Consider the following 25,712-nt stretch of genomic DNA (forward strand, 5'->3'; position numbering starts at 1 on the left):
ACTCAGCGGCAGACAGAGGTAAATAAGGAAAGCCTATTACGGGGGAGCCTCCCGGGCCGATCGTGAGTGATTAACCCGGATAAGGCGTAAGGAATGTACTGACTTCTGATGCACATAGCCCGATCTCTACCCGTGGTACATCTTTACGCACAATATCGATGCCTTTTCCCTGATTACGGGGGTGTGGGTCGATCACAGAGACAAATAAACGGCCAATATTGCGCTTTACCAGTGCCCTGGCACAGGAGGGGGTTCTGCCGGTAAATGAACAGGGCTCCAGCGTGACATACATATCACAATCTTCAAGTGACCCTGACACTTTGGACAGGGCATCCATCTCTGCATGATGTAAACCGGGGGCATGGGTATAGTCCGTGGCAATCACCTTACCGTCCCGGACAATCACACACCCGACCGGAGGGTTAGGCAGACAGTCCGGCAAGGCTTGTTCTGAGACGGCTAAGGCCAGCAACATAAAGGCTTCGTGGCTCACAGATGATATCCCCTGAGTAAATTAAGGTGTGAAGATAAAATTACATGCCTTGCCCCTATCCTCTCAGGATAGTGAATAAACATCTTAAACTCCTTATGGTCCCCCGGGAGCACGGCATTCCTGCCAGTATCGCGAAATAGTGATATCGCTGGCGAAAATCACCAGCCCCCGGGAGTCTGATTACAGTAGTTCAATAACTTCAAATTCTTCTGCCACAATCTCCATATCGTCGGAATAGGTTCCTTCCCGGGTGAAGAACTCTTTATGTTCCTGTCGCCAGTATTCCAGACTTAAATCGCCTTCACCTTCTTTGATGGCCAGTGCTTCGGTCGCTTCTGAAAAGCGTAACAGGCGGGTTGATATCGTCCGGATAACACAGACCGGCACACCTTGTCCGTTAAGGATGATATTGGTGCTGCCAGGTCGCGGCGCATCAGGATCTTCCCGGAATGAAGCCAGGGACCCGCAGGATGCCGTTTTTAATCCCCGACAGACCAGGTCTGCCAGTTCATCTGCCATTTCAGGGCTGTCACCGAACGCCCATGCCAGTGACTGCGGATATTTTTTTTTGAGTTCGTCGATCAGTGCCATCGTAACATTCCTTTATTGAAGCGTTGAGTCTGTCGGGTCAGATTCAATAACTGCCCTCAGTACCACAGAGGCTGAATAAGAACTGTTCATACATGCGTGCCGCTAATATATCAGACCGATAAAATAAAAGGAGTAATTAAACGGCGGTGGAAATCTGCCAGCCGGGTGATCCCTGATGTTCTCCGGGTTCCTTATGACCGGAATATCGGTCCTGATTCAGGCATAGCGGCTTCGCCGTGAGTGAAAGAAAGAAGATTGAAGCGATGCCCGCGGGTGGCGGACGGGATAGCTGGTGGGTTCTTTGCGGGGCGCGAAAAATCGCTTCATCCGGTCCCTGATATAAGCCGCAGCACTCTCTGTCAATCTGCCTGCGGAGAAAATCATATTACAGTTATTTTTCTGCCAGGCGGCGGGTGTAACCCGTTGCTTTTGATAAATAAGGTGATCAACGTGGCGGTATTTTGTGATAGATATAACTACCCGATCACCATCAAGATGGAATAGCCATGAAAATCAGACAAGCCCTCGCTGAAGAGGCGGAAGAATGCTGGAATATAAGAAACCTTGCAATCCGGGAAGGGTGTAAAGCGGTTTATCGCGCCACGGTAATTCATGCCTGGACCCCTGACGTCATGCCGGAAAATTACAGGGAAGAGATCACCCAAAACCCTTTCTTTGTGGCGGAAGACCCCCGTGATGGTCTTGTAGCCACCGGATATCTGGATCTGGCCGCCGGAAGTGTAGAGGCTATTTTCACGCTACCGGACTATTTTGGAAAAGAAAGGTTGTGCCAGTAAGATCATCGAAGCGATTAAAAGTGAAGCACAGCGACGTGGATTTAAACGACTGACGTTGTCTTCCACCCCGAACGCGCAGTCATTTTATCAGAAACATGGCTTCTTACTGATCGGCGAAGACAACCATTTTTCCGGACTCGCTCAGGCCGGGCTTCGCTGTATGCATATGTTCATTGATCTTGTCGACTGAAAGAATGAGTATCGGTTTGAATGATCGGATCTCCGGCCCAACTATCCGCAATGGCAGGATCCCTGACAGAAGAATACTCTCGCCAGCCATGATATTTGCCGGTACCGTATACCCCGGTATCCTTTTTATTGCCGGTCGGAGCATTTATGCAACTGATAGAGAGTCATTCAGAGTATCCGGACAGGGTTTTTACTGAAACAGATTTTTCTGGCCTGAGTGTCAAAGACACGATCTTCGAAGAATGTGAGTTTTCACATTGTAATTTTTCTTCTGCTAAATTTTCCGGGTGCAAATTTACCGGTTGTACCTTTAATTATTGCAACCTCGCGGTTGTTGAGATCCCGCAGTCCCGTTTCTATGATATTCAGTTCCATGAATGCAAACTGACCGGCATCGACTGGACGAGGGGAGACTGGCCGGTGTTTAATCCGGATCCCGATCTCCGTTTTACCCATTCACTGCTGACTCATGCTTCTTTTATGGGATTAACGTTGCACCGGGTGAGAATGGAAGAGTGCAGGCTGGTCGGGGCAGACTTCAGAGAAAGTGATCTCTCCGAAGCCATCATGACGGGGTGTGATTTTTCAGAAAGCTTATTTAACCAGACTATCCTGCGTAAGGCAGATTTTACCAATTCGTGGGGCTTTAACCTGGACGTACGGCATAATATCGTGACCGGGGCTACGTTCACCAAATGGGAGGCACTGCCACTGCTTGAGAGTTTAGGGATCCGACTGGTGGAGTAAAGGTCTTACGGTAAAACGCAGTTTTACCCCCTACTGGTATCGAATCAGGCCGGTCAGTGGTCTGATAAGGTGCAGGATCCTCACCGCAATCAGCCGAAATGCTGTCAGGAACATCTCTGATTAACCTTATCAGTCAATAGAAAGCAGACTCTACAGGGTCGTCCGGCCTCTGAACTTATGGGCAGAGCTGATCCTTCTCCTCTGTTCACCGGTATAGTGATTGCGATAACCTGGCCTCCGGGATAAAGCAACAGCTTCTGATGATCGGGCTTCAGTTCATAGTACAGCCGTTAAATGTATTTAAGACGAAAACGTTCGGGACGATATAACTTGCGCTGACAGAGGATACCGACAAATGACGATAAAGCCGAAGCTGCTTGCACCTGCTTTAAAGCCCGGTGATACGATTGGTTTTTTTTCACCCTCATCTCCGGCAACGATGACTGCACCTAACCGTTTTAATCGTGCAAAATTGTTTCTTGAAAACAAAGGATTTCAGCTCAAAGCCGGAAGTCTTACTGGCCGGTCAGATTACTATCGTTCAGGCTCTATTAAAGAGCGGGCTGAAGAACTTAATGCGCTGATCCGCGACCCCGATGTACGCTGTATTATGTCAGTTATCGGCGGCACTAACAGTAATTCGCTTTTGCCCTATCTTGATTATCAGGCGCTGACAGAGGATCCGAAAATAATCATTGGTTACTCCGATGCGACTGCACTGCTCGCAGGGATTTACGCCCGAACAGGTTTGATTACCTTTTACGGACCGGCCCTGGTAGCTTCTTTCGGCGAATTCCCCCCACTGGTCAACGAAACCTGGCAGTCGTTTTCTGAATTATTGATGCAACCCCGGACAGGCTCCTATGAATATCGTCTTCCGGAAAAATGGACGGATGAACGTCTGAACTGGGATGACGTGGAGCCTGTCAGGCCTAAAATACTCTATGAAAACAACTGCCTTTTTACAGGGGCTGGTATCGTGGAAGGGCGCGTAACAGGCGGTAACCTGAATACTCTTTCGGGCATTATGGGCACTGAATGGATGCCTGAAATACAGGATGGCGATATCCTGTTTATAGAAGACAGTCTGAAAGATATCGCGACTGTTGAACGCTTATTCTCTATGCTAAAACTGAACGGTATATTGGATAAAGCAGCAGCGATCATTTTAGGTAAACATGAACTGTTCGATGATGCAGGCACCGGCCGACGTCCTGCTGATGTATTACGGGAAGTGCTGGAATATAAGCCGTTACCGCTGGTCGATGGTTTTGATTGTTGCCATACACATCCGATGCTGACTCTGCCATTGGGAATTCCGATACGCATTGATTTCGATAATCAGACCATCGCTATTACGGGGCAATATTTGCGTTGATGAGTTATCACCTGCCGATAAGCGCAGGTGATCCCCCAGGATATACCTGCCGCCAGTGTTTAATATTCTTCCGGTTCTGCTGCATCCCCTTATTCATTTATTCAAACCTGTTAATAGTTACACATTATTCATCAGGATTATCTGATTGAACTATTGAATATTTTGCTCGTTTAGTTAGCATCTGACTCTTATAACCCCGCAGGGTTTTACGCTTATAGATGGTATGCCGCAGAGTTAAACCGGTACTTTGGCTGGTAAAGGACATTACCACTATTTATTACACAGCCGGGTAACATGTGAGGTTCAGGTGACTCAATACCCTACGCAGGTCCGACAGGTTTTTCCTTTCTGGAGAGCCATTGAGGCATTAACACCACAGATGCTTGACAGGGATAATCCTGGCGACAGGCGGTCTCCGGCATATAAAGTTGCTTTTGATTCGCCCTTACCCTGGGAGGATCCGAATCATATTCGTAAACCTGTGCCTGATAAAAAGGTGTGGCGTTACACCGCTCAATGCGGTGCGTATGGATTGTCACTGCTCTCAGAGCTGCTCGAAAACAAGATAGGGCCGCATGAGGATGTATTTACTGACAGGACGAACGGGCAAAGCCGTCTGTTTGATGTCAGTTTCAATGAAAAGGGTATACCGCAATTTGAATCGTTCACGCTGTCACTTTGTGTGTGGTCTGCCGGACAAATTCTCCGGCATGAACGGGGGGTTGTAGCGTTAACGCAAAGCCTGAGCCCTGATTTATCCTGCTTTACCGTACCCGGTGACACTATACCGATGGCAGACAGCGGTTTTTCTGGTTTTGATGAATTAACCCGCTACCTTATGCAATGGATTGCAGACGAAGCCGTACGGATGGAAAAAGAAAATACCCGCGCGGATTTACGCTGGATAATACAACTTGCGGAAATGGTGCTTGAAAAAACGTATTTTCCCCGTGAAACAATGTCGCCAAAAATTGTCGCCCTTATTAAATGCGTTCAGGTAAAAGCGCCTCAGCCGGACGGAGCCGGCGGATCTTCTGATACAAACCTGAAAGGTAAACCCTCCCCGGCCGTTGCGGATGATTTGCTAAACAGTTTTTTCATTCAGGAATTACGCAATCTCGGTATCGCCTGGCAACTAAAACATTACGGGCCGGGATTCGCGGAATATATGAACGCAATTTCGCAACCTGCGCGGCATCGGACAGATCTTCGATCACCAGAGGGTCTGGAGATGGCTTTCCGAAAGCTCTTACCGGCTGAGGTGCCCCGGGGAGCATGGCCTTCTGAGCATCCTCTGGCCTTTAGTCAGCAATTAGCGGTTAATGAAATCTGGAACCGGAATGCTGAAAAGGCGGGTATTTTTGCGGTTAATGGTCCCCCGGGAACCGGAAAAACCACTCTTCTGAGGGATGTGGTTGCGGCAGTGGTGACATCACGGGCAGAAAAGCTGATGACTCTGGCGGATGGTGTTACGGGAGACAAAGAGAAAATCAAGCTGGGAAATTACTGGATACCTTATTACCCGCTTCATGCAGCAATAAAGGGGTCAGCAATTGTTGTCGCTTCTGCCAATAACGGTGCAGTGGAGAATATCTCTCTTGAGCTACCGGGAGAGAAGGCGGTTCCGGACTCTGTTCTTAAACAGAGTGATTATTTTACAGAACTGGTCTCTGAACTCACAGGAAAACCAGGCTGGGGCCTTTTGGCCGCAAGACTTGGCAATAAAGAGAACCGGGAAGCATTTTTAAATATTTTCTGGTGGCGCAAGCCTGAAGAAGAAGATGATGACATCACATTAAGACCCGCCACTTTTACACCCCGGCGCGGAGAGGGGCTGTTATATCATCTGAAAATGCTCGCTGAAGGTTCGCGTGAGCCCCGCATGCTGTGGAGTGAGGCCATTTCGCATTTTCGGGCGGCACAAGAAAATGAGAGCGCGCTACGTCAGCAACTCATTCGATACTCGATGCTGGATGAAGAGATAAGTTTGCTCAAAAACAGGATCCACGAAGCAACGAATGCTTTCGGACAGCTCAACAAGAAATTACTTCGCAGCAGCGAACAGTTGGCCGTCCTTGACGCTGAAGTTTTGCAACAAAAAAATTACTGTGACGGCTTACTTGCCGGGCTCGACGCGGCCGAAAAACGTCTGCATCAGCATCAATCTGCGAAGCCAGGGCTGATACTATTGATTGCAACTCTTGGCCGTTCACAACGCGAATGGTGGGAAAGATATCGACGTTTGACCGATGAAAGTGATGCAATCAGAGACGAAATCTCTTCAGAACAAAAACACCTCAGTATCCTTAAATCTAAACAGTCCGACGCGGCTAAAGAAGTCGCGGAGTCCGGGTTAAAGAGGCAACAGGCTGAAGACACTTTGACGGAATACCGGAAAAGTTTGTACACCAGGGAACAGCAGTCAGAACAGGCTAAATCTGAAGTCGGGTCTTATTGGCCGGATCGTCATTGTTCAGAGAATGTAAGGGAAAAATCTGCACCGTGGGCAATGGAAGCCTGGCGAAAAGCCAGAGGATCTCTGTTTCTGGCCGCTCTGGATGTACAGCGGTCTTTTATCGAAAATCATCCTAAGGAGATGATTAGCAACATTAATCTCGCCAGTAACTGGCTCAAAGGAAAACCGTTACCTGAAGCGGAATCAGCATTGGCACTGGATTCCCTTTCTCTGATCGTTCCCGTTATTTCTACAACATTTGCTTCCATTCCGCGAATGTTTAAGAACATCGGTCAGGAAGCTATCGGTTGGTTGCTCATAGATGAGGCCGGGCAGGCATTACCTCAGCAGGCGGCAGGAGCTATCTGGCGGGCATCCAGAACAGTTGTCGTTGGCGATCCGAAACAGCTTGAACCGGTGAGTGGCGTACCCACCGTTGTTGAAGCTTCGCTTGGGCAACATTTTACCGTTCCTCCATGCTGGTGGCCCGGGGAAGTCTCTGCACAAATTCTTGCTGATCAATCGATGGATTTAGGGACATATCTGCCGGATGCTGAAAAAAGCGCTGTCTGGGTCGGATGTCCGCTACGTGTTCATCGTCGATGTGATGATCCGATGTTTACCATCAGCAATCGGGTTGCCTATGATGGTTTGATGGTTCATGGGAAAAAGCCTGCTGCAACGTCTCTTCCGGAGAGCTGCTGGATTGATGTGGTGGGTAACAACTGTGAAGGTAACTGGATTGTGGAAGAGGGTGATGCTGTCCGGAAGTTACTGCTCGATTTGCAAAACGTTCACCATATCCGTCCTGAGAACATTTTCCTGATATCTCCTTTCAAAGATTGTTCCAGGAAATTATGGCGGCTGGCTTCAGAACTGGGATTTGACACGAATAAGACGGGAACCGTTCATACGACTCAGGGTAAAGAGGCCAATATTGTGGTTTTAGTATTGGGAGGCAATTTGCAAAAGCCGGGCGCGAAAGCGTGGGCCGCCAGTCGTCCAAATCTGCTCAATGTTGCGGTGAGCAGAGCTAAACAACGGCTGTATGTCATTGGCGATCGTTCACAGTGGCAGAAACTGCAGTATTTCTCGACGCTGGCGAAAAACTTGCCTGCCTGTGACGCACTCTCGCTTGATCCACTCCGCCAGGAAAGCAGGGTGCAGTGATACGACTAAACCGGTACCGACCCAAATCGTTATGCCGATTGTCTGCGACCCACAAAGGTGGTTGACTCATCCAGTCCGTATCTTTATCAAGATACCTGCGCCGGGAAATACTTAAAATCCGCAGAGCTTAAATTCTATCGAATTAATCATGCAGGGCAGTAAAAGGAATACTTCAATACCTTCCCGGAAGGTACACGAATTATCAGCGTCGTGCTATATAGGGAAGATATAAAGGATGCCGATAATCAGTATTATGACCACATGGAAGCGGTAAAAATGGCTTATGACAAAATCACCTGGCATTATCCGGGTGGGAATATCATCCATTCGGACAGCCTGAAATAACGCAGTGCAGCATAAGGGAATATATATCATGACATGGATCTACTACCAGAGTACCGGCGAGTTATGGCACAAAGGGGAGTTAGTTGGAAAGGGGTATTCCGGCAATTTAACCAACAAGAACAACCCGGACCGTCAACATGTAAGAGGTATGGGACCACTACCGCGTGGGGCGTATCATATCAGCGGACACAGCACGTCAAAAGGACCGATGACAATTATTCTTAAAATGACTTCCGGCGAGAGCTTTGGGCGTTCGGCGTTTCGTGTTCATGGCGAGCGCAAACCGCCTAAACCGCCGGGCTTCGCGTCGGAAGGCTGTATTATCATGGGCCCGCATGTACGCTCAAAAATTATTTTGTCGTCTGATCGTACGCTTGAGGTAGTACGATGATGCGGCGGGCGGTAATTTTTGCCATCTGCGCACTTTCTGCGTCCTGTATGGCGAACAGCGAAGACTGGAACGCGTATATCAGCCAGGTAAGCAACGCCGATCGCTACACTCTGCGGGAGCTACCCACGCGGGTTAAGAACATCGGCGACCAGCTGGACGACGAACACGCCGCGCAACTGGCTAACGCTATCGGCCTCGCGCTTCTCAAAGACCCGGTTAACGTTCTAAAGGCGGCAGACGTGATTGATGCGTACCCGGACGAGCTGCAACAACGTTTCGGTACGTCTTTGATCTGCGCCATCCCCTCACAAGCCGAAGGTACACCGGCGCAGATTGAGCGCTATTTTTCGCAGGCTGAACCGGTGTTAATAAAAGCGGGAGCAACCGCGACAGCTTGTCTGGAAGATATGCGCGCTATCATGGACGAGTTCCGGCAGGAATATAATCAGTTCCGTCTGCATTCTTCGTTAAATAACCTGACTCCGGCAGAATTTGCACGAAGTCATCAAAAAGGTCTGGGTCTCTGATTTAGCCTGGTACGGAAATTAGGGCGGGGTCAGTGCTGCTAAAAATTAAAGGTGCGATCGAAAAATGTGCAGTGTTCGCCAGTATTGTGCAGAGGTATTCCGTTATTTTATAACGATGGCTAGGGATGAAAGCAGTACAGGAGCCAATCTATCATCTTTGTTAGCTGTCAGTGGTGCTGAAACCTGAAATACGGACACCCTCTGAGAGCCTGTTTTTAATCAGATGAGGTTTCATTATGGATGATGAAATAAAAATCGTGATGTCCCCGATTCAGCTTACAGCTGCGATTTCTGATAAAAGTATTAGTGAAGGTGAGACATTAAGTCACCGTCTATATGGAGGACTGGCTCTTGCGTTGGGAACACTTGAGTTAACAGGCGCGACTGCACTTGTATGGTACCAGAACCAACCGGACTGACTAAAGCTGCCTGTGTTGTGGTCGGTACACACAGTCTGGATAGTATTAATGCTGCGGTCAGCCAGATATTAACGGGCAAGGATACTCGTACGGCAATTTTCGGGCAACAGCCGCCTTAGCGAGGCAGTTGGGCGCTGATGATAAGACAGCTATGAATGTCGGGCTGGCTGTTGACCTGTCTGTACCGGTGTCGTTTGCGCTCGCTGCCGGAGCGACACGTGTCGCTTCTGTTCGTTTTGGTAAGTTAAAACTGGCTGAGCATGAGGCTGCTAATGGTATTAAAGCTGGCGGACATGCTATTGCCAGGCATGTGAATATTCCTGAAGCGGATTTACTTGCACGCCTTGCACGAAGCCCTAAAACGCCCCTGGCAAGTTCGTTTGTCAATATTGAACAAGCAGAGAAATTCATAAGTGCTGGTTTGAAAGCCAATCGCGGGAAGATAATCTATTGGGCTGCTGCTAAAAGCGAAAGCGTATTGGAATTAACCTGGCAGGCTCGAACCGTAGTGGGTTATGGTTTCAGGCAGGGAAGCACAACCCGGCTTAAGGCTTACTCTGTCAGGATTGTTTTACTCCGTAAAGTGTTTAACGGCAAACCTTATTATCTTCTGACGTCATATCCATCTTTCTGAGGCTGATAATGAATAACAACTATAAAAATATTGGTACGCTTATTCGGGTGTTTTTTGGTCAGGATTACGATCTGTTTGGCGAAACGGTAGAGGACGTACTGGACAGTTATTTGCAAACTGAGAACCAAAAAACGGCAATTAACGTTTGTCAGGAGACTGAAAAATTACTGTTATTAAATGATGAAACACTGACAAAGACATTTGCAATTCTTAGCCAGGGAGAGTGTTTTCCTGAATCCTGGGGTGAAACCGTTCGCACTTTTTTGGAAAAAATAAAAAGGCATTTAGCTGGCAGGATCCAACTTCCCTGATTAAAGGATTATCTGGGTCATGTCGTTTAAATATAATTATCTGCGCTTTCGATAAGGGCATAATACATTGTCGATCATAATGGGCTATTCGCAGAAAATTCCCATGTGCATGATCAGCAAGCTATCCATATCCGCTCAGAGCGAACAGCAAACATCATGCCTTATTATCAGGACACCTTATTGTTAAAATTTTAATCGCATAGCTAAGTGCTGCGCCGGGTTGAAGCCCGTTTTTACCTCCTGCTTTCGCTTTCCAGTGATAATAGCTGGCTTCAGAAATAGTTCCTACGCAGAGTAGGCCTTCGGATACAGCTTAATGTAGTGGCTATCCAGGTCATTATTATCCAACTGAGCCATCAGTCTGAAATCTTTTGATAGCCAAACGGCTAAAGCAGATGAGAAAATTAATGCAGAGAATAATGCCAGCGAGAGCTCTAAATCACCAGAATTAACCATTAAGGTTGATATGGCTACACCAGCCGGAATTGGAAGTATGCATATCGCAAGGAAAATTGACTCAAATGAGGATCTTAAGTCAGACGGCGTTGCTGAACAGCGAATTTTAGTGGTGTTTATGTTGTAAATAACAACGCCTGAACCTGCAAATAATAAACCTATGAATAAAGCGTATATGTTATCAGCAAATATTATTAGCAACAAGCTCAATCCTACAGAGGTTATACTAATGACTGTTGTTAATCTTACGCCAAACGAATTGTTTAATCTTTGGCAAAAAAGAACGCTACCTAAAAGCATACCTAAACCAAACATTGCTTCAGAGAGTCCTACTTCTAATGCAGTATAGCCATATTTATCTATAATCAATATCGGTGTTATATACATTAGCGTTGGTGTCAGAATAAAGTTTGATATGGCAGAAACTATGACCATCATTCTCTCTACTTTATTTTTTTTCAAAGCATTGATGGCTGATGTCTTTATTTTTTTAGCGTTTTCAATTGCAATGTCGGTTGTTTTTGTTATCAGGAATGCAAAAAATGAAATGCCGATAGATACCATCAATATTCTGATTGTTTGTTCGACAGAAAATACGCTAATTACAAATCCTGATATAGCTGCACCCAGGATTGTATTAATTGAGTTTACAAAGCCTCGAACTCTGAAAGCTCGCTCTATGTTTTTCCCTTTATATATATTCGGAATGATGCTGGAGCCGATAGGCTGAATAGCTATACTAAGCAGAGATGTTGCAATATAAATAATACCTAGCTGAAATGGTTTTGCGGTTGTGGATAATTCCATTGTTGCCAGACATAAAAAACTTGCGGCAGAGCAAAATATAGGAACCTTTATTTTTTTTATTCGATCAGAAAAAAAGCCCATTAATATGAGAGTTAAAACTTGCAGTATCCAGGAGGTTGATATGAACCAACCGAGTTCAACTTTTAATTGGTAGTGTTGTATCATGACCCAGGCAAGCAACATGCCTATAGCGCGACAAGAAGATGTGAAAATTATATCTGCTGATTGGTATAAGTAAAAATATTTATGCTTCATTGTCGTTTCCACTCTGAAATTTTTCCAGGTATCATCAAAGATAACTGCGGCATTATAGTCTGGTAAAGCCAGGAAAATGGAGTTTTGTATCAGGATTTCCACCATGTGAACCTATCAAAATAGTCTTCTTAGCTCAATAATTTTGTTTAAACTATTTTAACTAATTTTTTTTGTTACTGTCGCAATTCCTTGCGCGCTGATAATGAGGAATGGGGGGAGCTGTGTGGTGTTTAGGTTGGGGCTGCGGTTCAAATGATCCTGATCGGATCCTCTGAACCAGCGTAACCTGCCAGCCAGAAAAAAATACCGTAAGGTGGGTTCTTTGCCTGGTGTTCCCTGGCTTGCCGGCCTTGGAGTCAGGTAGGTAACAGCGTCAGGCGAGAAGCAGATACCTTAAAGTGTCCCCTCAGTTTAGCGGAGTATAACCGCGAACGAGCTCATGAATCCCTTAATAATCTTACCCCGGAAGAATACTGTTTGATGGCTGAAAACCGGAAACCTCAAAAAAATCCCGGAACCAATACAGGTATGCTTACATCAGTCAATCTGACTGGTATATACTTCCTGCTGAAAGCAATTTATTTAATTCAAATTCTTCGGCTTAAGACGCGTTGAGGGTAGCCTCTGAACTTTTTGCAGACTATGAAGTTATCATAGAAAACTTAGCGTACCTACAAGATGAGAAGGTGTAATGCAAAAGAGGATCTATTTACTTAATGCTTTATTTCTGTTCCCGATGTGGATATCGAAAACTCTCCAGCCTCTATTCTGGGCTGGAGAAGGTAAGTTAAATTTATTTTCGCTATCGTATGTTGCAATGGCGGTGGCGGGTTCACTATCAATTTTTTACTCATCGCTGCTGGCAAAAACAGGCATTCGGTGTGCCCTTCTTATCGGCTATGCCTTATACGGCGCCGGTCTCGTGATGAGAGCTTACCCTCAGAATGCTCTTTTAGCCATCCTCACCGGGCTGACTGCCGGGATAGGAGCCAGCGTAACAGGCATTACGCTCAGGGCACTGATCCTTGAAACTGATGAAGTTAACCGAAAGAAAGCGGTTCTCCATACTGATAACATCAGCACGTTATCGCAAAGTTTTGGCGCTATGCTGTCAGGTTTACTTGTTTCATTTGTGTCTTTGTATTTTCATAATGGATACCAGATATCGTTATGGATCACCGGATTACTGGCAATGTCTGGTATGCTCTTTGTGCCGAAAACCGGCTATAAAGATGATTTTTCTACGCATAAAAAAGATAGGGCATCCTTATCCCTAAAGAAAAAACCTGACACAATAACCACTTTTATTTTCATAGCTTGTTTTGCACAAGGTTTGTGCTGGGCTATTTTTATCCCTCTGGTACCTATATATTTAAAAGATATGGGATATTCAATTAATAGTATTGGCGTTATTTTATCTTCAGGTGTTGCTTTAGGATTTGTTTTAAAAAATATCTACGTCTCTCTGACAAAAAAGTATGAAATTAATAACTCTCTTATGCTTTTCACATTGCTTTCGTCAGTGTCTGTCTTCTTGTCTGCATGCTTTCTTTCAGAGAAGCTAAAGCTTTATTTCGCGCTCACCATTATTGCATTTTATACTTTTAAAGCGACGATGTCGCTGATCCTCAATTTCATTGAGATGAACATTGCTGAAAAGGGGCGGGCACATGCTGTATTTGGCATCAGGCAGACTGCGTTCCTGACCGGTGACATTGCAGGTGGAATATTAATGCCTGTTGTTTACCATCATAATATCCTGACGCGATATTCCATAATCCTGCCTGTCTTATTACTGATCGCGTCAGCGCTTATTGAGAAATGCGATCAATTAGCCAGCAGGGATCGGTAAGTATCCCTGTAGCCATTTTCAACCCAGCTGACGCCGCAACAACCCAGCCTCCGTAAAAACAAAAATCCACGCAACTGCGTGGATTTTATGGGGCCGTTCCGTCTTAATCAGGGTCAATAACCCCTGATAAGACAGCAGAACCGAATCAGACGTTAAACAGGAAGTTCATAATATCGCCGTCTTTAACGATATATTCTTTACCTTCCGCACGCATCTTACCGGCTTCTTTTGCACCTTGTTCGCCTTTGAAAGCAACAAAGTCATCAAAGGCGATGGTCTGAGCACGGATAAAGCCTTTTTCAAAGTCAGTATGGATTTTACCGGCGGCCTGCGGGGCCGTTGCGCCGACAGGGATGGTCCAGGCACGGACTTCTTTAACACCTGCGGTGAAGTAAGTCTGCAGGTTCAGCAGGGAGTAACCGGCACGGATCACACGGTTCAGACCCGGCTCTTCAATACCCAGTTCAGCCATAAACTCATCGCGGTCAGCATCGTCCAGTTCGGCAATGTCAGATTCGACAGAAGCGCAGACCGGAACGACCACAGAACCTTCCTGAGCGGCAATTTCACGCACCTGGTCCAGGAACGGGTTGTTCTCGAAACCGTCTTCATTGACGTTAGCAATGTACATGGTCGGCTTCAGGGTCAGGAAGCTCAGGTAGCGGATCAGCGCTTTTTCGTCTTCATCCAGGCCCAGGGCACGCAGCATGCCAGCGTTTTCCAGCTGTGGCAGGCATTTTTCCAGCACTTCCAGCTCGGCTTTAGCATCTTTATCGCCGCCTTTGGCTTTTTTCTGTAAACGCTGGATCGCACGTTCACAGGTATCCAGGTCAGAAAGTGCCAGTTCGGTATTGATGACTTCAATATCGTCAGCCGGGCTGACTTTACCGGCAACGTGAATGATGTTGTCATCTTCAAAACAACGTACCACGTGACCGATAGCTTCGGTTTCACGGATATTGGTCAGGAACTGGTTACCCAGGCCTTCACCTTTAGACGCGCCTTTTACCAGACCGGCGATATCGACAAATTCCATGGTGGTGGCGATAGTACGCTGAGGTTTAACAATCTCAGCTAGTTTGTCCAGACGCGGATCAGGCATGGGAACCACACCGGTGTTCGGTTCAATCGTACAAAACGGAAAGTTTGCCGCTTCGATACCCGCTTTTGTCAGCGCATTAAACAGAGTGGATTTGCCCACATTCGGCAAGCCTACAATACCGCATTTAAATCCCATGCTTGAGTTACCTTATAACGTATTGGTGGCAGCGCTTATGACTGCCACCGGAACTGAAAAAATTTGCCGCATTATACACACAACCGCCCCTGATGGCGCGGATTTCCGGCGAACCTTAGCCGGCTTTAAAAGAGTGCAGCCGGTTCATTGCTTTCAGACGATCTTCCTTCAGCCACACTTCGGTACAGCGTGCGGCTTCATCGATAGCCTCATCAATCAGTTTTTGTTCACTGGCAGGGGGTTTACCCAGTACAAAACCGGTCACTTTATTCCGGTCGCCGGGGTGGCCGATACCGATGCGCAGGCGGTGGAAGTCGGCATTATTACCCAGCTTGCTGATGATATCTTTCAGGCCGTTATGCCCGCCGTGACCACCGCCTTGTTTAAATTTCGCCACACCTGGCAGCATATCCATTTCATCATGCGCCACCAGGATTTCCTGCGGAGCGATACGATAAAAGGTGGCCATCGCGGCCACTGACTTACCACTGAGGTTCATAAAGGTCGTAGGAACCAGTAAGCGGACGTCGTTTCCGGCCAGGTTCAGGCGGGCGGTGTAGCCATAAAATTTGGCTTCTTCTTTGAGAGACTGGTTATAGCGTCCGGCCAGTAAATCCACATACCAGGCCCCGGCGTTGTGTCGGGTGGCGGCATATTCCGCACCGGGATTCGCCAGACCGACGATCAGTTTAATGCTGCTCACAATCTATACTCTGCCATTATTCCAAACCCCTAGTTTACTGTGTGTCGCCTCTGAGTACAAAGGTCTCTGCCGAAAGCACAGAGTGTTCATTTTATCGCTTTTTTGTGATCTGTGTAGCAGTGTGTTTTAAGGTTGTTAATTAAAATTTATTTAACGATTCAACATTTTCTGTAGTAAAGACGGGAGAGCAGGCATGAAACATAAACAATCACTGTTTATCGGCAATGTACTGATGGGGGCAGGGATGGTGGCTATGATCGGAGGTATCGTTGCCGCAGTAATGAATCAGCTACCGTCGATGCATCTGTCTGAACTGGCGGTCGGGGGGGCAATCTTTGCTATTTTTCTCGGGGCATTATTGTGGCTGACCGGGGCACAGGTCGGCGGCAGAGAAAAAGTCTGTGATCGGTATTTTCTGTTGCGTTATGACGGTTGTCGTCTGCATCCGCGTCACAAATAGTGACAGTGCCTTCACTGCGGCGGGGAACGGTGGGGTGTAAACCGCGGTGCAGGATGCCAGGCAGCGTATTACCTGCATAAAAAAACCGGGCATAATAGCCCGGTTTTTTACTGCTGACGACAGCGCATCATTAATGCTCAAACATCGCAGAGATAGATTCTTCGTTGCTGATACGACGGATCGCTTCGGCCAGCATGCCGGATAATGTCAGAGTACGGACATTCGGCAGGGCTTTGATTTCCGGTGACAGAGGAATAGTGTCACAGACCACCACTTCATCAATCACTGAGTTACGCAGGTTTTCCAGCGCATTACCGGAGAAAATCGGGTGGGTTGCATAAGCAAAGACGCGCTTCGCACCACGATCTTTCAGGGCTTCTGCCGCTTTACACAGCGTGCCCCCGGTATCGATCATATCGTCAACCAGTACGCAGTCACGGCCGGCAACATCACCGATGATATGCATCACCTGAGAAACGTTAGCACGCGGACGACGTTTATCGATAATGGCCATGTCAGCGTCGTTCAGCAGTTTTGCGACGGCACGGGCACGAACTACACCACCGATATCCGGAGAAACCACAATAGGGTTTTCCAGGTTCAGTTGCAGCATATCTTCCAGCAGGATAGGGCTACCGAACACGTTATCCACCGGGACGTCAAAGAAGCCCTGAATCTGTTCTGCGTGCAGATCAACTGTCAGAACGCGGTCAACACCGACGCTGGACAGGAAGTCAGCCACAACTTTCGCAGTAATAGGGACACGGGCAGAACGAACGCGACGATCCTGACGAGCATAACCAAAGTAAGGGATAACGGCAGTAATTCGTCCGGCGGAGGCACGACGCAGAGCGTCTACCATCACCACCAGTTCCATCAGATTATCGTTAGTCGGAGCGCAGGTGGACTGAATGATAAAAATATCACCCCCGCGCACGTTTTCATTAATCTGTACACTCACTTCACCGTCACTGAAACGGCCAACAGCGGCGTCCCCGAGGTTAGTGTATAGGCGGTTGGCTATGCGTTGCGCTAGTTCCGGGGTGGCGTTACCAGCAAAAAGCTTCATATCGGGCACGAGAAAAACCTCAGGCTTTACGTCCAGAGAACTCCCTGCGCTGTGTCACAGGGAAGATTCACACAGGTGTATAAATGCGATACGTGCAGTACCTGGAACAGGTGATACTGTCACGCACACGCTGATCACTCAGATAAGCGTTCTTGCAGCGGCGAAATATTCATTCCACGGGCGACAAAGGCGGTTATCCATTCAGGAGCGAGTTCAAGGACCCGACGGGCAGCTTCCTCTGTGTCGAATTCGGCAAACACACAGGCACCTGTCCCTGTCAGGCGCGACGGCGCGTATTCTAACAGCCAGACGAGCAATTCATCAACCTTACGAAAACGTTTTCTTACGACAGCTTCACAATCATTGTGCCAGGGATCATCCATAAGCTGGTTTAATGAGCGTCGTGGCGTGTCACGGGTTAGTGCCTGATCACCGAACACCGCCGGGGTAGGAATGCTGACGCCAGGGTGGGCCACCAGGTACCATTTCTCCGGCGGGCTGGCGGGGTGTAACCGCTCGCCGACGCCTTCGGCAAAGGCAGCATGCCCGTCAATAAAGACCGGCACATCCGCGCCTAACTGCAGTCCGAGTGCCGCCAGCGTCTCTGCAGAATAGCCGCAGTTCCATAACCGGTTCAATGCCACCAGCACGGTAGCCGCATTTGAAGAGCCGCCACCCAGTCCGCCCCCCATCGGGATGCGCTTTTCAATTGAAAACTCAGCCCCGGCAGAAGCTTCAATGCGCTGGTCCGCCAGCGCAGTGGTTTTCAGTAGCCGGGCCGCCCGGATAATGAGGTTATGCTCGTTATCAACCTCAGAAAACGGGGTGTGCAGTGTCAGAGTGCCCCGCTGAGTAGTCTCAATCGTCAGCGTATCGCCAAAGTCCAGAAACTGAAACAGCGTTTGTAAGTCATGGTAGCCATCGGCACGCTGACCGGTGATATACAGAAACAGGTTCAGCTTTGCGGGAGAAGGCCAGGTCGTGATCATTGCAGTTTCCAGCTATCCATACGCAGTTTAATCTTCAGATCACCGGCCGTCAGTTCGAGATCTGCCGGCAGGGCAGGGGTGACATCCTGTTTATAGTCATTGATAGTCACATGCCAGGTCTGGCCGTCCTGCTGATACGTGGCGGTACGCAGCTGGTAGTGATCATTCAGGGTAAAGCTGTCTGCGGTGCCCGGCAGGCCAAGCATCCACTGACGAAGATTCTCCAGTGGAATATTCATGCCCGTCAGCTCAGAAATCATCTTAGAAGCATTGTTGCTGGTATAACGTTTACCGTTATTGTCTACCAGTTGTACGGTTTGGCCCTGGGTATCCAGTTGCATTTCGGTACTGCCCAGCGGATTGGTCAAAATCAGCCGATAGCGGTCACTGGCGCTCTGTTGCCAGTTATAACGGGCATAAACGTTCTGTCGCTGTGATATATAGGCAAAGGCACCACGGGTCTGGAAAGCCTGCACCTGCTTCACTTCATTGACGTGTTGTTTCCATTGGGGAGAATCAGGACTCTTGCCCGGCCCCTGTGATGGCAGGGTGGCACAGGCACTTAACAACAGACTGGCCAGAGGCAGTAAGAACGCCCCCCGGCGAAGATTCAGTATACTCACGTAGTCGTCTCCCTGGACATGGTATTTTTGCAGCGTAACCGTTAACGCTACAGCCATGCTATTTAACCGTCAATGCTATTCAGGGATTATTCTTTGTCTTCGGCGTAATCTTATTACTGTCTGAGCTTTTGTATGGCTTTTCATGATCTGCTGCATCTTGTAGAATAACTCTATAACCCTGACATTATTGGGACAACCCAACCAGAATTGCCATGACGCTTCTAGCACTCGGAATCAATCACAAAACGGCACCTGTCGCTCTGCGCGAACGGGTATCTTTTGGGCCGGACACACTTGATAAAGCGCTGGACAGCCTGTTATCACAGCCACAGGTAGAAAGTGGTGTGGTACTCTCCACCTGTAACCGTACTGAGCTTTACCTCAGTGTCGGCGAAAATGAGGATATTCAGGAACAACTGGTTCGCTGGTTATGCGATTACCATCAGTTGCGGGAAGACGACGTCCGTGAAAGTCTTTACTGGCATCAGGACAACGCGGCCGTCAGCCACTTGATGCGCGTTGCCAGCGGGTTAGATTCGCTGGTGCTGGGCGAACCGCAAATTCTGGGCCAGGTAAAAAAAGCGTTTGCTGAATCGCAGCGCGGCCATGCACTGAGCAGTGAACTGGAACGCATGTTCCAGAAAACCTTTTCGGTGGCAAAACGGGTACGAACAGAGACCGAAATCGGTGCCAGTGCCGTCTCGGTGGCGTTTGCTGCCTGTACTCTGGCACGTCAGATCTTTGAATCCCTCTCATCCGTTAATGTGTTGCTGGTCGGGGCCGGTGAGACCATTGAACTGGTGGCCCGTCACCTGCGCGAGCACCAGGTCAAAAAGCTGATCATAGCTAACCGTACCCGTGAACGTGCACAGGTGCTGGCAGATGAGGTGGATGCGGAAGTGATTGAAATCGGCGAACTGACTTCCCGCCTGCAGGACGCGGACATCATTATTTCGTCTACGGCCAGTCCGTTACCTATTATCGGTAAAGGTATGATGGAAAGGGCGCTGAAAGCCCGCCGTAACCAGCCAATGTTGCTGGTGGATATTGCCGTTCCCCGTGATGTGGAACCTGAAGTCGGCAAACTGCCGAATGCTTATTTATATACGGTTGACGACCTGCAAACCATTATCGAGCAGAATATGGCTCAGCGTCAGGCGGCTGCCGTGGAAGCAGAAAATATTGTCGTTTATGAAAGCGGCGAGTTTATGTCCTGGTTGCGTTCACAGGCCGCGGTCACGACTATCCGTGATTACCGTTCGCACGCGGATCTCATTCGTGAGGAGCTGGAATCCCGGGCCTTGCAGGCATTACAGCAAGGGCAGGATGCGACTAAAGTGCTGCACGACCTGGCACACAAACTGACCAATCGTTTGATCCATGCCCCGACCAAATCCCTTCAGCAGGCAGCCCGCGATGGCGATGGCGAACGCCTGCAAATTTTACGCGACAGCCTTGGCATTGAATAATGCCGGGTTGCCCTTTTCAGTTATCGGATAAACCTCAAATACATGAAGACATCAATTGTTGCTAAACTCGAAGCGCTGCAGGAACGTCATGAAGAAGTGGAAGCGTTACTGGGTGATGCCGGCGTTATCTCCGACCAGGAGCGTTTCCGGGCCTTATCGCGTGAATATTCACAGCTGACTGATGTGACGAAATGCTTCCGTGAGTGGCAGCAAGTTCAGGAAGATATCGAAACCGCAACCCTGATGCTGGACGACCCGGAAATGCGGGAAATGGCCTCGGATGAATTACAGCAGGCAAAGGCTCAAAGTCTGGAGCTGGAACAGGATCTGCAGGTGCTGTTACTGCCTAAAGATCCTGATGATGAACGTCCGTGCTTTGTTGAAGTCCGTGCCGGTACCGGCGGGGATGAAGCGGCACTCTTTGCCGGTGATTTGTTCCGTATGTACAGCCGTTATGCTGAAACCCGCCGCTGGCGGGTAGAGATTGTCAGCGCCAGTGAGGGTGAACACGGGGGTTATAAAGAAGTGATCGCCAAAATCGTCGGTGAGGGGGCTTACGGACGACTGAAATTTGAATCCGGAGGGCACCGTGTACAGCGTGTGCCGGAAACCGAATCACAGGGGCGTATCCATACCTCTGCCTGCACGGTGGCCATCATGCCGGAAATCCCGGACGCTGAATTACCGGAAATCAACCCGTCGGATCTGAAAATCGATACCTTCCGTTCTTCCGGCGCTGGCGGACAGCACGTTAACACCACCGATTCAGCCATCCGTATCACCCACTTACCGACCGGGATCGTGGTGGAATGTCAGGACGAGCGTTCACAGCATAAAAACAAAGCGAAAGCATTGTCGGTGCTGGGTGCTCGTATTCATGCCGCTGAAATGGCCAAACGTCACGAAGCTGAGGCCTCTGCGCGCCGTAACCTGCTGGGCAGCGGTGATCGTTCTGACCGTATCCGCACCTATAACTTCCCGCAGGGCCGTGTGACCGACCACCGTATTAACCTGACTATCTACCGTCTGGATGAAACGATGGAAGGGAAACTCGATAGCCTGATAGAACCGATTGTTCAGGAATATCAGGCCGATCAGCTGGCCGCACTGGCAGGCCAGGACTAATGCTTGTACGTGAGTGGCTGACACAGAGCCGGACCGTTTTAGCTCAGAGTGACAGCCCGAAACGGGATGCTGAAATCCTGCTGGGCTTTGTGCTCGGCAAACCCCGTAGCTGGATTATCGCGTTTGACGATACCCGGCTGACGGACGCGCAGTTATCCGTGCTGGCGGGGCTGTTGCAGCGCCGCCAGGCCGGGGAACCGGTAGCGCACCTGCTGGGGGAACGCGAATTCTGGTCACTGCCGCTAAAAGTGAATAACAGCACTCTGATCCCCCGCCCGGACACGGAAGTCCTGGTCGAGGTTGCGCTTGAACTTATCCCGGAGTCTCCGTCGCCGCTGCTTGACCTGGGGACCGGGACCGGTGCTATCGCCCTGGCGTTGGGCAAAGAGCGGGGGGATTGTCAGGTCACCGGCGTGGATCGTGTTGCGGAAGCCGTTGCGCTGGCGCAGGAGAATGCGGCCCTGCTGTCGCTTGCCAATTGCCGGTTTCTGCAAAGTCACTGGTTTGATGCCCTGACAGCCAGTCGGTTTGCCGTGATTGTCAGTAATCCCCCGTATATCGATGCGACGGATGAACATCTGCAGCAAGGGGATGTCCGTTTTGAACCTCTGAGTGCGCTGGTCGCCGATGAGGGGGGACTGGCAGATTTACGGATTATTATCGATAAGAGCCGCGACTGGCTCCTTCCCGAAGGCTGGCTGGTACTGGAACACGGCTGGCAGCAGGATGCTGCGGTCAGAGCATTACTGACAGACGCCGGGTTCCGCCAGGTGAGCACACGCGCCGATTATGGCGGTAATCCCCGTGTCACCTATGGACAGTATATTAAACCGACTACAATGAGCTGATATGTACACTCTTTTTCCGTTAGTTAAATCTATTCACCTGCTGACAGTGTTTCTCTCTGTTGCGCTTTTTATTCTGCGCTTTTACTGGAAAGCGGCACATTCTGCCATGTCAGATCGTCGCTGGGTAAAAATAGTGCCCCATATCGTTGATACCTTTTTGTTACTGAGCGGCATACTGCTGGTGCTGATCACCCATCAGTATCCGTTTACCGAAGGCAACGGCTGGCTGACTGAGAAGCTTTTTGCCGTGGTGCTGTATATCGGCCTTGGGTTTATCGCCTTCGGTCGTCGCCAGTATTCACTCCCGGTCAGGGGCGTTGCCTTTATCGCGGCACTGATTATGGTCGGGATCATTGTCAGCCTGGCAACACAAAAAATGCTGCTGGCGGTGTGATAATGAGTACGACAATGAATTACGATTTCAGTGAATGTTCCCTGTGTGAAGCCATGATGACGGTAATGGCCGGTGTTCGCCCGGATTTCCCGACGCAGGAAGTGCACACCCGGCTGGCAGAGATGGTGGCTGAGGCCAGAACGCATGTCTCAACCGATGTGGACCAGGAACAGCAGCTGGAACAGCTGATGGATCTCTTCTATCGGGAGTGGGGGTTTACCGGGGCCAGCGGGATTTACCGTTTGTCTGATGCCCTGTGGCTGGATAATGTGTTAAAAACCCGTCAGGGAACGGCGGTTTCTCTCGGTGCTTTATTACTGTTCATTGCCGGAGAACTTTCATTACCCCTGTTACCGGTTATTTTCCCGACCCAGCTGATTGCGCGGGCCGACTGGGTCGACGGAGAGATGTGGCTGATCAATCCCTTTAACGGCGAGACGCTGGACGAACATACGCTCGACGTCTGGGTTAAGGGCACTCTGGGGCCGACCTCCGGGTTATACGATGAAGACCTGGAGGAGGCAGATAATGCCACGGTGGTCCGCAAGATGCTGGATACGCTGAAAGCCTCTCTGATGGCAGAGCAGCAGCTGGAACTGGCCTTACAGGTCAGTGAAGTGCTGTTAAACATGGACCCGGAAGATCCCTACGAAATCCGTGACCGGGGCCTGATTTACGCACAACTGGAATGTGAACATATTGCGTTAAATGATTTAACGTATTTTATAGAGCAGTGTCCTGAAGATCCGGTCAGTGAGATGATTAAAGTTCAAATCCACGCGATTGAGAATAAACAAGTGACGTTGCACTGAGCAGCGCATCAGTAACTATAGGAACAACAGTATGACAGAGAAAGTCGTCGCCATCGGTGACATCAAGGTAGCTAATGATCTGCCGTTTGTGCTGTTCGGCGGTATGAACGTGCTGGAGTCCCGCGACCTGGCCATGCGTATCTGCGAACACTACGTCAAAGTGACAGATAAGCTGGGGATCCCTTATGTGTTTAAGGCCTCGTTTGATAAGGCAAACCGTTCTTCAATCCATTCTTACCGTGGCCCGGGCCTGGAAGAAGGGATGAAGATTTTTGCTGAACTGAAAGCCGCTTTTGGCGTAAAAATTATTACTGATGTGCATGAAGCAGCACAGGCGCAGCCGGTTGCCGAAGTGGTTGATGTGATCCAGTTACCGGCCTTTTTAGCCCGCCAGACTGATCTGGTTGAAGCGATGGCAAAAACCGGTGCGGTTATCAACGTTAAAAAACCGCAGTTTATCAGCCCGGGTCAGATGGGCAATATCGTCGATAAGTTTGCTGAAGGTGGTAACGATAAAGTTATCCTGTGTGATCGTGGCAGTAACTTTGGCTATGACAATCTGGTCGTGGATATGCTGGGCTTTAATGTAATGAAAAAAGTCTCCAGCAATTCCCCGGTGATTTTTGACGTGACTCACGCGCTGCAAACCCGTGACCCCTTCGGTGCGGCATCCGGCGGGCGTCGTGCACAGGTTGCTGAACTGGCTCGCGCCGGAATGGCGGTGGGGATTGCCGGTCTGTTTATTGAAGCGCATCCGGACCCGGTGAACGCGAAATGTGACGGTCCTTCGGCATTACCGCTGGATAAACTGGAGCCTTTCCTGGTCCAGATGAAAGCTATTGATGATGTGGTGAAATCTTTCCCGGCGCTGGATACCAGCAAATAAGCGGGTCAGAGGCCATAAAAAACGCTGTCAGATGACAGCGTTTTTTTTGCGTTATTCCGGAGGAGTACCGGACGCGATAGCGGACTACAGCATGACGGTAATCAGATAACCGACAAACAGAGCCAGGTGGGCAGCACCGTTAAGAACATTGGTCCGGCCGGTAGAGAAGGAAATCTGACTCAGTAGCAACACACTGCACATGATAATCATCTGCGGGGCTTCCAGCCCGAAAATCAGCGGCTGACCGGTGATCACCGATATCAGCGTCACAACCGGCACGGTCAGCGAGATGGTGGCCAGTACCGACCCGAAGAAAAGGTTCATCGCCCGCTGAACCTGGTTGGCCAGGACGGCTTTTATCGCGCCTAACCCTTCAGGAGAGAGGATCAGCAAGGCAATCAGGAACCCGGTAAACTGCTGCGGTGCGTGTAAATCGCCCAGCAGTTGTTCAAGGACCGGCGCATTCATTTTAGTCACGCTGATCACCGCCAGCAGGTGGATGACCAGCCACAGACCATGCCATCCGCTGCTATGGGCAGAGGGCTTGCCGTGATGCGGGTCACCGTCGTCGCTGTCATCTTCATGCTCATAGATAAACAGGCTCTGATGCGTTTTCGTCTGGATCAGCAGGAAAACGCCATACATCGCAGCAGAGACCAGCGCAATAAGCAGTGCCTGTCCGGTGCTGAAGTTACCGCCCGGTAAGGCATTCGGAAACACCAGCACCAGAATGGCCAGCGGGAAAATCGCAATCAGGTACTGCTTTACGCCCGCGAGGTTGACATATTGGGTGGCAAACTTACGGCCACCGAGCAGCAGAGCAAAACCGACCAGCCCGCCGGTCACAATCATAATGATTGAATACAGCGTATCGCGCATCAGGCCCGGAGTCGCGCCACCGGTCGCCATTAATGCCGAAATCAGACTCACTTCCAGGATAACCACCGACAGCGTCAGGATCAGCGAGCCGAAAGGCTCACCCAGCCGGTGTGCCAGTACGTCGGCATGACGTACCACGCTGAAAGCGCTGCACAGGATAGCGACAAGTGTCAGCAGGTTGATAGCGATCACAATAGGTAATGAAGTCTGATGACTAAAAAACCAAAGTACGATCAATGCCACTATCGGGAAAATAAGAGAATATTCCGTGTGTCGGGTTTTTTCATGCGCTGGCATTCTGTTTCCTCACGCGTTAAAAATGAACTATCTTCTTAGGGGGTAAGGCTGTCGGATAAAACGTATGCGGCATAGTAACTGTCAATAATAGTATCATTTATCTG

General features: G+C 49.3%; 26 protein-coding genes and 2 pseudogenes. 19 read left to right on the plus strand and 9 right to left on the minus strand.

Annotated elements, in window-relative coordinates; all coding sequences use genetic code 11:
- Window positions 1-70 precede the first annotated feature (70 nt).
- On the minus strand, window positions 71-493 hold the full coding sequence (locus CG67_RS04890) for a bifunctional diaminohydroxyphosphoribosylaminopyrimidine deaminase/5-amino-6-(5-phosphoribosylamino)uracil reductase RibD (RefSeq protein WP_235501102.1): 423 nt from the start codon (window positions 491-493) through the stop codon (window positions 71-73).
- A gap of 180 nt (window positions 494-673) precedes the next feature.
- A complete protein-coding gene (locus tag CG67_RS04895; protein WP_025901865.1) occupies window positions 674-1,084 on the minus strand; it encodes an ASCH domain-containing protein in 411 nt (136 codons plus the stop codon).
- A 506-nt stretch (window positions 1,085-1,590) separates the two neighbouring features.
- Between CG67_RS04895 and CG67_RS04900 the strand changes: the two are divergent.
- The 10 genes and pseudogenes from CG67_RS04900 (at window position 1,591) to CG67_RS04935 (ending at window position 10,447) form a co-directional block, all read left to right on the plus strand.
- Window positions 1,591-2,071 (plus strand): annotated as a pseudogene (locus tag CG67_RS04900) (GNAT family N-acetyltransferase).
- A 146-nt stretch (window positions 2,072-2,217) separates the two neighbouring features.
- A complete protein-coding gene (locus CG67_RS04905) occupies window positions 2,218-2,817 on the plus strand; it encodes a pentapeptide repeat-containing protein (protein WP_025901866.1) in 600 nt (199 codons plus the stop codon).
- Window positions 2,818-3,172: 355 nt separating this feature from the next.
- A complete protein-coding gene (locus CG67_RS04910) occupies window positions 3,173-4,195 on the plus strand; it encodes a S66 peptidase family protein (RefSeq protein ID WP_025901867.1) in 1,023 nt (340 codons plus the stop codon).
- A 496-nt stretch (window positions 4,196-4,691) separates the two neighbouring features.
- Window positions 4,692-7,820: a DEAD/DEAH box helicase gene (locus CG67_RS04915; protein ID WP_160318961.1), complete on the plus strand. Its 3,129-nt coding sequence runs from the start codon at window positions 4,692-4,694 to the stop codon at window positions 7,818-7,820.
- A gap of 57 nt (window positions 7,821-7,877) precedes the next feature.
- Window positions 7,878-7,982, plus strand: a complete 105-nt coding sequence (locus CG67_RS18750; protein ID WP_160318962.1) for a type VI secretion system tube protein Hcp — start codon at window positions 7,878-7,880, stop codon at window positions 7,980-7,982.
- A gap of 211 nt (window positions 7,983-8,193) precedes the next feature.
- Entirely contained in the window at window positions 8,194-8,556 is a 363-nt protein-coding gene (locus tag CG67_RS04920; RefSeq protein ID WP_025901869.1) for a tlde1 domain-containing protein, read from the plus strand.
- Window positions 8,557-8,603: 47 nt separating this feature from the next.
- Window positions 8,604-9,083, plus strand: a complete 480-nt coding sequence (locus tag CG67_RS18755; RefSeq protein ID WP_371190673.1) for an integrase core domain-containing protein — start codon at window positions 8,604-8,606, stop codon at window positions 9,081-9,083.
- Window positions 9,084-9,319: 236 nt separating this feature from the next.
- Complete coding sequence (locus tag CG67_RS18760) at window positions 9,320-9,502, plus strand: hypothetical protein (protein WP_371190669.1); 183 nt, start codon at window positions 9,320-9,322, stop codon at window positions 9,500-9,502.
- A 151-nt stretch (window positions 9,503-9,653) separates the two neighbouring features.
- Window positions 9,654-10,136, plus strand: coding sequence for an RNase A-like domain-containing protein (locus CG67_RS18765; RefSeq protein WP_371190670.1), 483 nt, complete (start codon window positions 9,654-9,656; stop codon window positions 10,134-10,136).
- An 8-nt stretch (window positions 10,137-10,144) separates the two neighbouring features.
- Window positions 10,145-10,447, plus strand: coding sequence for a contact-dependent growth inhibition system immunity protein (locus CG67_RS04935; protein ID WP_025901871.1), 303 nt, complete (start codon window positions 10,145-10,147; stop codon window positions 10,445-10,447).
- A 285-nt stretch (window positions 10,448-10,732) separates the two neighbouring features.
- Here CG67_RS04935 and CG67_RS04940 read toward each other — a convergent pair whose 3' ends face one another.
- Window positions 10,733-12,070: an MFS transporter gene (locus CG67_RS04940; RefSeq protein ID WP_025901872.1), complete on the minus strand. Its 1,338-nt coding sequence runs from the start codon at window positions 12,068-12,070 to the stop codon at window positions 10,733-10,735.
- Between the two features lie 306 nt (window positions 12,071-12,376).
- Here CG67_RS04940 and CG67_RS18770 point away from each other — a divergent pair.
- Both CG67_RS18770 and CG67_RS04945 read left to right on the plus strand, forming a co-directional pair.
- A pseudogene (locus CG67_RS18770) lies at window positions 12,377-12,475 on the plus strand (integrase); the annotation flags it as partial.
- Between the two features lie 181 nt (window positions 12,476-12,656).
- Window positions 12,657-13,817: an MFS transporter gene (locus CG67_RS04945; RefSeq protein ID WP_025901873.1), complete on the plus strand. Its 1,161-nt coding sequence runs from the start codon at window positions 12,657-12,659 to the stop codon at window positions 13,815-13,817.
- A 145-nt stretch (window positions 13,818-13,962) separates the two neighbouring features.
- Here CG67_RS04945 and ychF read toward each other — a convergent pair whose 3' ends face one another.
- The gene (gene ychF / locus CG67_RS04950) at window positions 13,963-15,054 is read right to left on the minus strand and encodes a redox-regulated ATPase YchF (protein ID WP_025901874.1); all 1,092 of its coding nucleotides are present in this window, start codon (window positions 15,052-15,054) and stop codon (window positions 13,963-13,965) included.
- A 115-nt stretch (window positions 15,055-15,169) separates the two neighbouring features.
- A complete protein-coding gene (gene pth, locus CG67_RS04955) occupies window positions 15,170-15,757 on the minus strand; it encodes an aminoacyl-tRNA hydrolase (protein WP_025901875.1) in 588 nt (195 codons plus the stop codon).
- 193 nt (window positions 15,758-15,950) lie between these two features.
- On the opposite strand from pth, the gene CG67_RS04960 reads away from it, so the two are divergent.
- Window positions 15,951-16,217 (plus strand): DUF2583 family protein, encoded by a 267-nt coding sequence (locus tag CG67_RS04960; protein WP_025901876.1) that lies wholly within the window; start codon window positions 15,951-15,953, stop codon window positions 16,215-16,217.
- A 130-nt stretch (window positions 16,218-16,347) separates the two neighbouring features.
- Here CG67_RS04960 and prs read toward each other — a convergent pair whose 3' ends face one another.
- The 3 genes from prs to lolB form a co-directional block, all read right to left on the minus strand.
- Window positions 16,348-17,295, minus strand: coding sequence for a ribose-phosphate diphosphokinase (gene prs / locus CG67_RS04965; protein WP_025901877.1), 948 nt, complete (start codon window positions 17,293-17,295; stop codon window positions 16,348-16,350).
- Window positions 17,296-17,420: 125 nt separating this feature from the next.
- Entirely contained in the window at window positions 17,421-18,275 is an 855-nt protein-coding gene (ispE, locus tag CG67_RS04970) for a 4-(cytidine 5'-diphospho)-2-C-methyl-D-erythritol kinase (RefSeq protein WP_025901878.1), read from the minus strand.
- On the minus strand, window positions 18,272-18,892 hold the full coding sequence (gene lolB / locus CG67_RS04975) for a lipoprotein insertase outer membrane protein LolB (RefSeq protein ID WP_025901879.1): 621 nt from the start codon (window positions 18,890-18,892) through the stop codon (window positions 18,272-18,274). The genes ispE and lolB overlap by 4 nt, the downstream gene beginning before the upstream one ends.
- 218 nt (window positions 18,893-19,110) lie before the next feature.
- Here lolB and hemA point away from each other — a divergent pair, with 218 nt between their 5' ends.
- Genes hemA through kdsA form a run of 6 tightly spaced genes read left to right on the plus strand, consistent with a single transcriptional unit; the run spans window position 19,111 to window position 24,432 of the window.
- Window positions 19,111-20,367 (plus strand): glutamyl-tRNA reductase, encoded by a 1,257-nt coding sequence (gene hemA, locus CG67_RS04980; protein WP_025901880.1) that lies wholly within the window; start codon window positions 19,111-19,113, stop codon window positions 20,365-20,367.
- A gap of 42 nt (window positions 20,368-20,409) precedes the next feature.
- Window positions 20,410-21,492 (plus strand): peptide chain release factor 1, encoded by a 1,083-nt coding sequence (prfA, locus tag CG67_RS04985; protein ID WP_025901881.1) that lies wholly within the window; start codon window positions 20,410-20,412, stop codon window positions 21,490-21,492.
- Window positions 21,492-22,340, plus strand: a complete 849-nt coding sequence (gene prmC / locus CG67_RS04990; protein WP_025901882.1) for a peptide chain release factor N(5)-glutamine methyltransferase — start codon at window positions 21,492-21,494, stop codon at window positions 22,338-22,340. The genes prfA and prmC overlap by 1 nt, the downstream gene beginning before the upstream one ends.
- Before the next feature lies 1 nt (window position 22,341).
- Window positions 22,342-22,734 (plus strand): SirB2 family protein, encoded by a 393-nt coding sequence (locus CG67_RS04995; RefSeq protein ID WP_025901883.1) that lies wholly within the window; start codon window positions 22,342-22,344, stop codon window positions 22,732-22,734.
- 2 nt (window positions 22,735-22,736) lie between these two features.
- Entirely contained in the window at window positions 22,737-23,546 is an 810-nt protein-coding gene (gene sirB1, locus CG67_RS05000) for an invasion regulator SirB1 (protein WP_025901884.1), read from the plus strand.
- A 31-nt stretch (window positions 23,547-23,577) separates the two neighbouring features.
- Window positions 23,578-24,432, plus strand: a complete 855-nt coding sequence (gene kdsA, locus CG67_RS05005) for a 3-deoxy-8-phosphooctulonate synthase (RefSeq protein ID WP_025901885.1) — start codon at window positions 23,578-23,580, stop codon at window positions 24,430-24,432.
- An 84-nt stretch (window positions 24,433-24,516) separates the two neighbouring features.
- Here the strand turns inward: kdsA and chaA are convergent, their stop codons facing one another.
- Window positions 24,517-25,608 carry a sodium-potassium/proton antiporter ChaA gene (gene chaA / locus CG67_RS05010; protein ID WP_025901886.1) on the minus strand — a complete coding sequence of 364 codons (1,092 nt, stop codon included), beginning with the start codon at window positions 25,606-25,608 and terminating at the stop codon, window positions 24,517-24,519.
- Between the last annotated feature and the right edge of the window lie 104 nt (window positions 25,609-25,712).

Source organism: Tatumella sp. UCD-D_suzukii (genome assembly GCF_000611875.2).
In the GTDB taxonomy this organism is placed as follows: domain Bacteria; phylum Pseudomonadota; class Gammaproteobacteria; order Enterobacterales; family Enterobacteriaceae; genus Tatumella; species Tatumella ptyseos.

Bases quoted from the DNA above. Each gene is read 5' to 3' on its own strand.
- CG67_RS04895 (WP_025901865.1), bottom strand. From the start codon at position 1,084: ATGGCACTGATCGACGAACTCAAAAAAAAATATCCGCAGTCACTGGCA.
- CG67_RS04905 (WP_025901866.1), top strand. From the start codon at position 2,218: ATGCAACTGATAGAGAGTCATTCAGAGTATCCGGACAGGGTTTTTACT.
- CG67_RS04910 (WP_025901867.1), top strand. From the start codon at position 3,173: ATGACGATAAAGCCGAAGCTGCTTGCACCTGCTTTAAAGCCCGGTGAT.
- CG67_RS04920 (WP_025901869.1), top strand. From the start codon at position 8,194: ATGACATGGATCTACTACCAGAGTACCGGCGAGTTATGGCACAAAGGG.
- CG67_RS18755 (WP_371190673.1), top strand. From the start codon at position 8,604: ATGGCGAACAGCGAAGACTGGAACGCGTATATCAGCCAGGTAAGCAAC.
- CG67_RS18760 (WP_371190669.1), top strand. From the start codon at position 9,320: ATGGATGATGAAATAAAAATCGTGATGTCCCCGATTCAGCTTACAGCT.
- CG67_RS18765 (WP_371190670.1), top strand. From the start codon at position 9,654: ATGAATGTCGGGCTGGCTGTTGACCTGTCTGTACCGGTGTCGTTTGCG.
- CG67_RS04935 (WP_025901871.1), top strand. From the start codon at position 10,145: ATGAATAACAACTATAAAAATATTGGTACGCTTATTCGGGTGTTTTTT.
- CG67_RS04940 (WP_025901872.1), bottom strand. From the start codon at position 12,070: ATGGTGGAAATCCTGATACAAAACTCCATTTTCCTGGCTTTACCAGAC.
- CG67_RS04945 (WP_025901873.1), top strand. From the start codon at position 12,657: ATGCAAAAGAGGATCTATTTACTTAATGCTTTATTTCTGTTCCCGATG.
- ychF (WP_025901874.1), bottom strand. From the start codon at position 15,054: ATGGGATTTAAATGCGGTATTGTAGGCTTGCCGAATGTGGGCAAATCC.
- CG67_RS04960 (WP_025901876.1), top strand. From the start codon at position 15,951: ATGAAACATAAACAATCACTGTTTATCGGCAATGTACTGATGGGGGCA.
- ispE (WP_025901878.1), bottom strand. From the start codon at position 18,275: ATGATCACGACCTGGCCTTCTCCCGCAAAGCTGAACCTGTTTCTGTAT.
- hemA (WP_025901880.1), top strand. From the start codon at position 19,111: ATGACGCTTCTAGCACTCGGAATCAATCACAAAACGGCACCTGTCGCT.
- prfA (WP_025901881.1), top strand. From the start codon at position 20,410: ATGAAGACATCAATTGTTGCTAAACTCGAAGCGCTGCAGGAACGTCAT.
- prmC (WP_025901882.1), top strand. From the start codon at position 21,492: ATGCTTGTACGTGAGTGGCTGACACAGAGCCGGACCGTTTTAGCTCAG.
- CG67_RS04995 (WP_025901883.1), top strand. From the start codon at position 22,342: ATGTACACTCTTTTTCCGTTAGTTAAATCTATTCACCTGCTGACAGTG.
- sirB1 (WP_025901884.1), top strand. From the start codon at position 22,737: ATGAGTACGACAATGAATTACGATTTCAGTGAATGTTCCCTGTGTGAA.
- kdsA (WP_025901885.1), top strand. From the start codon at position 23,578: ATGACAGAGAAAGTCGTCGCCATCGGTGACATCAAGGTAGCTAATGAT.
- chaA (WP_025901886.1), bottom strand. From the start codon at position 25,608: ATGCCAGCGCATGAAAAAACCCGACACACGGAATATTCTCTTATTTTC.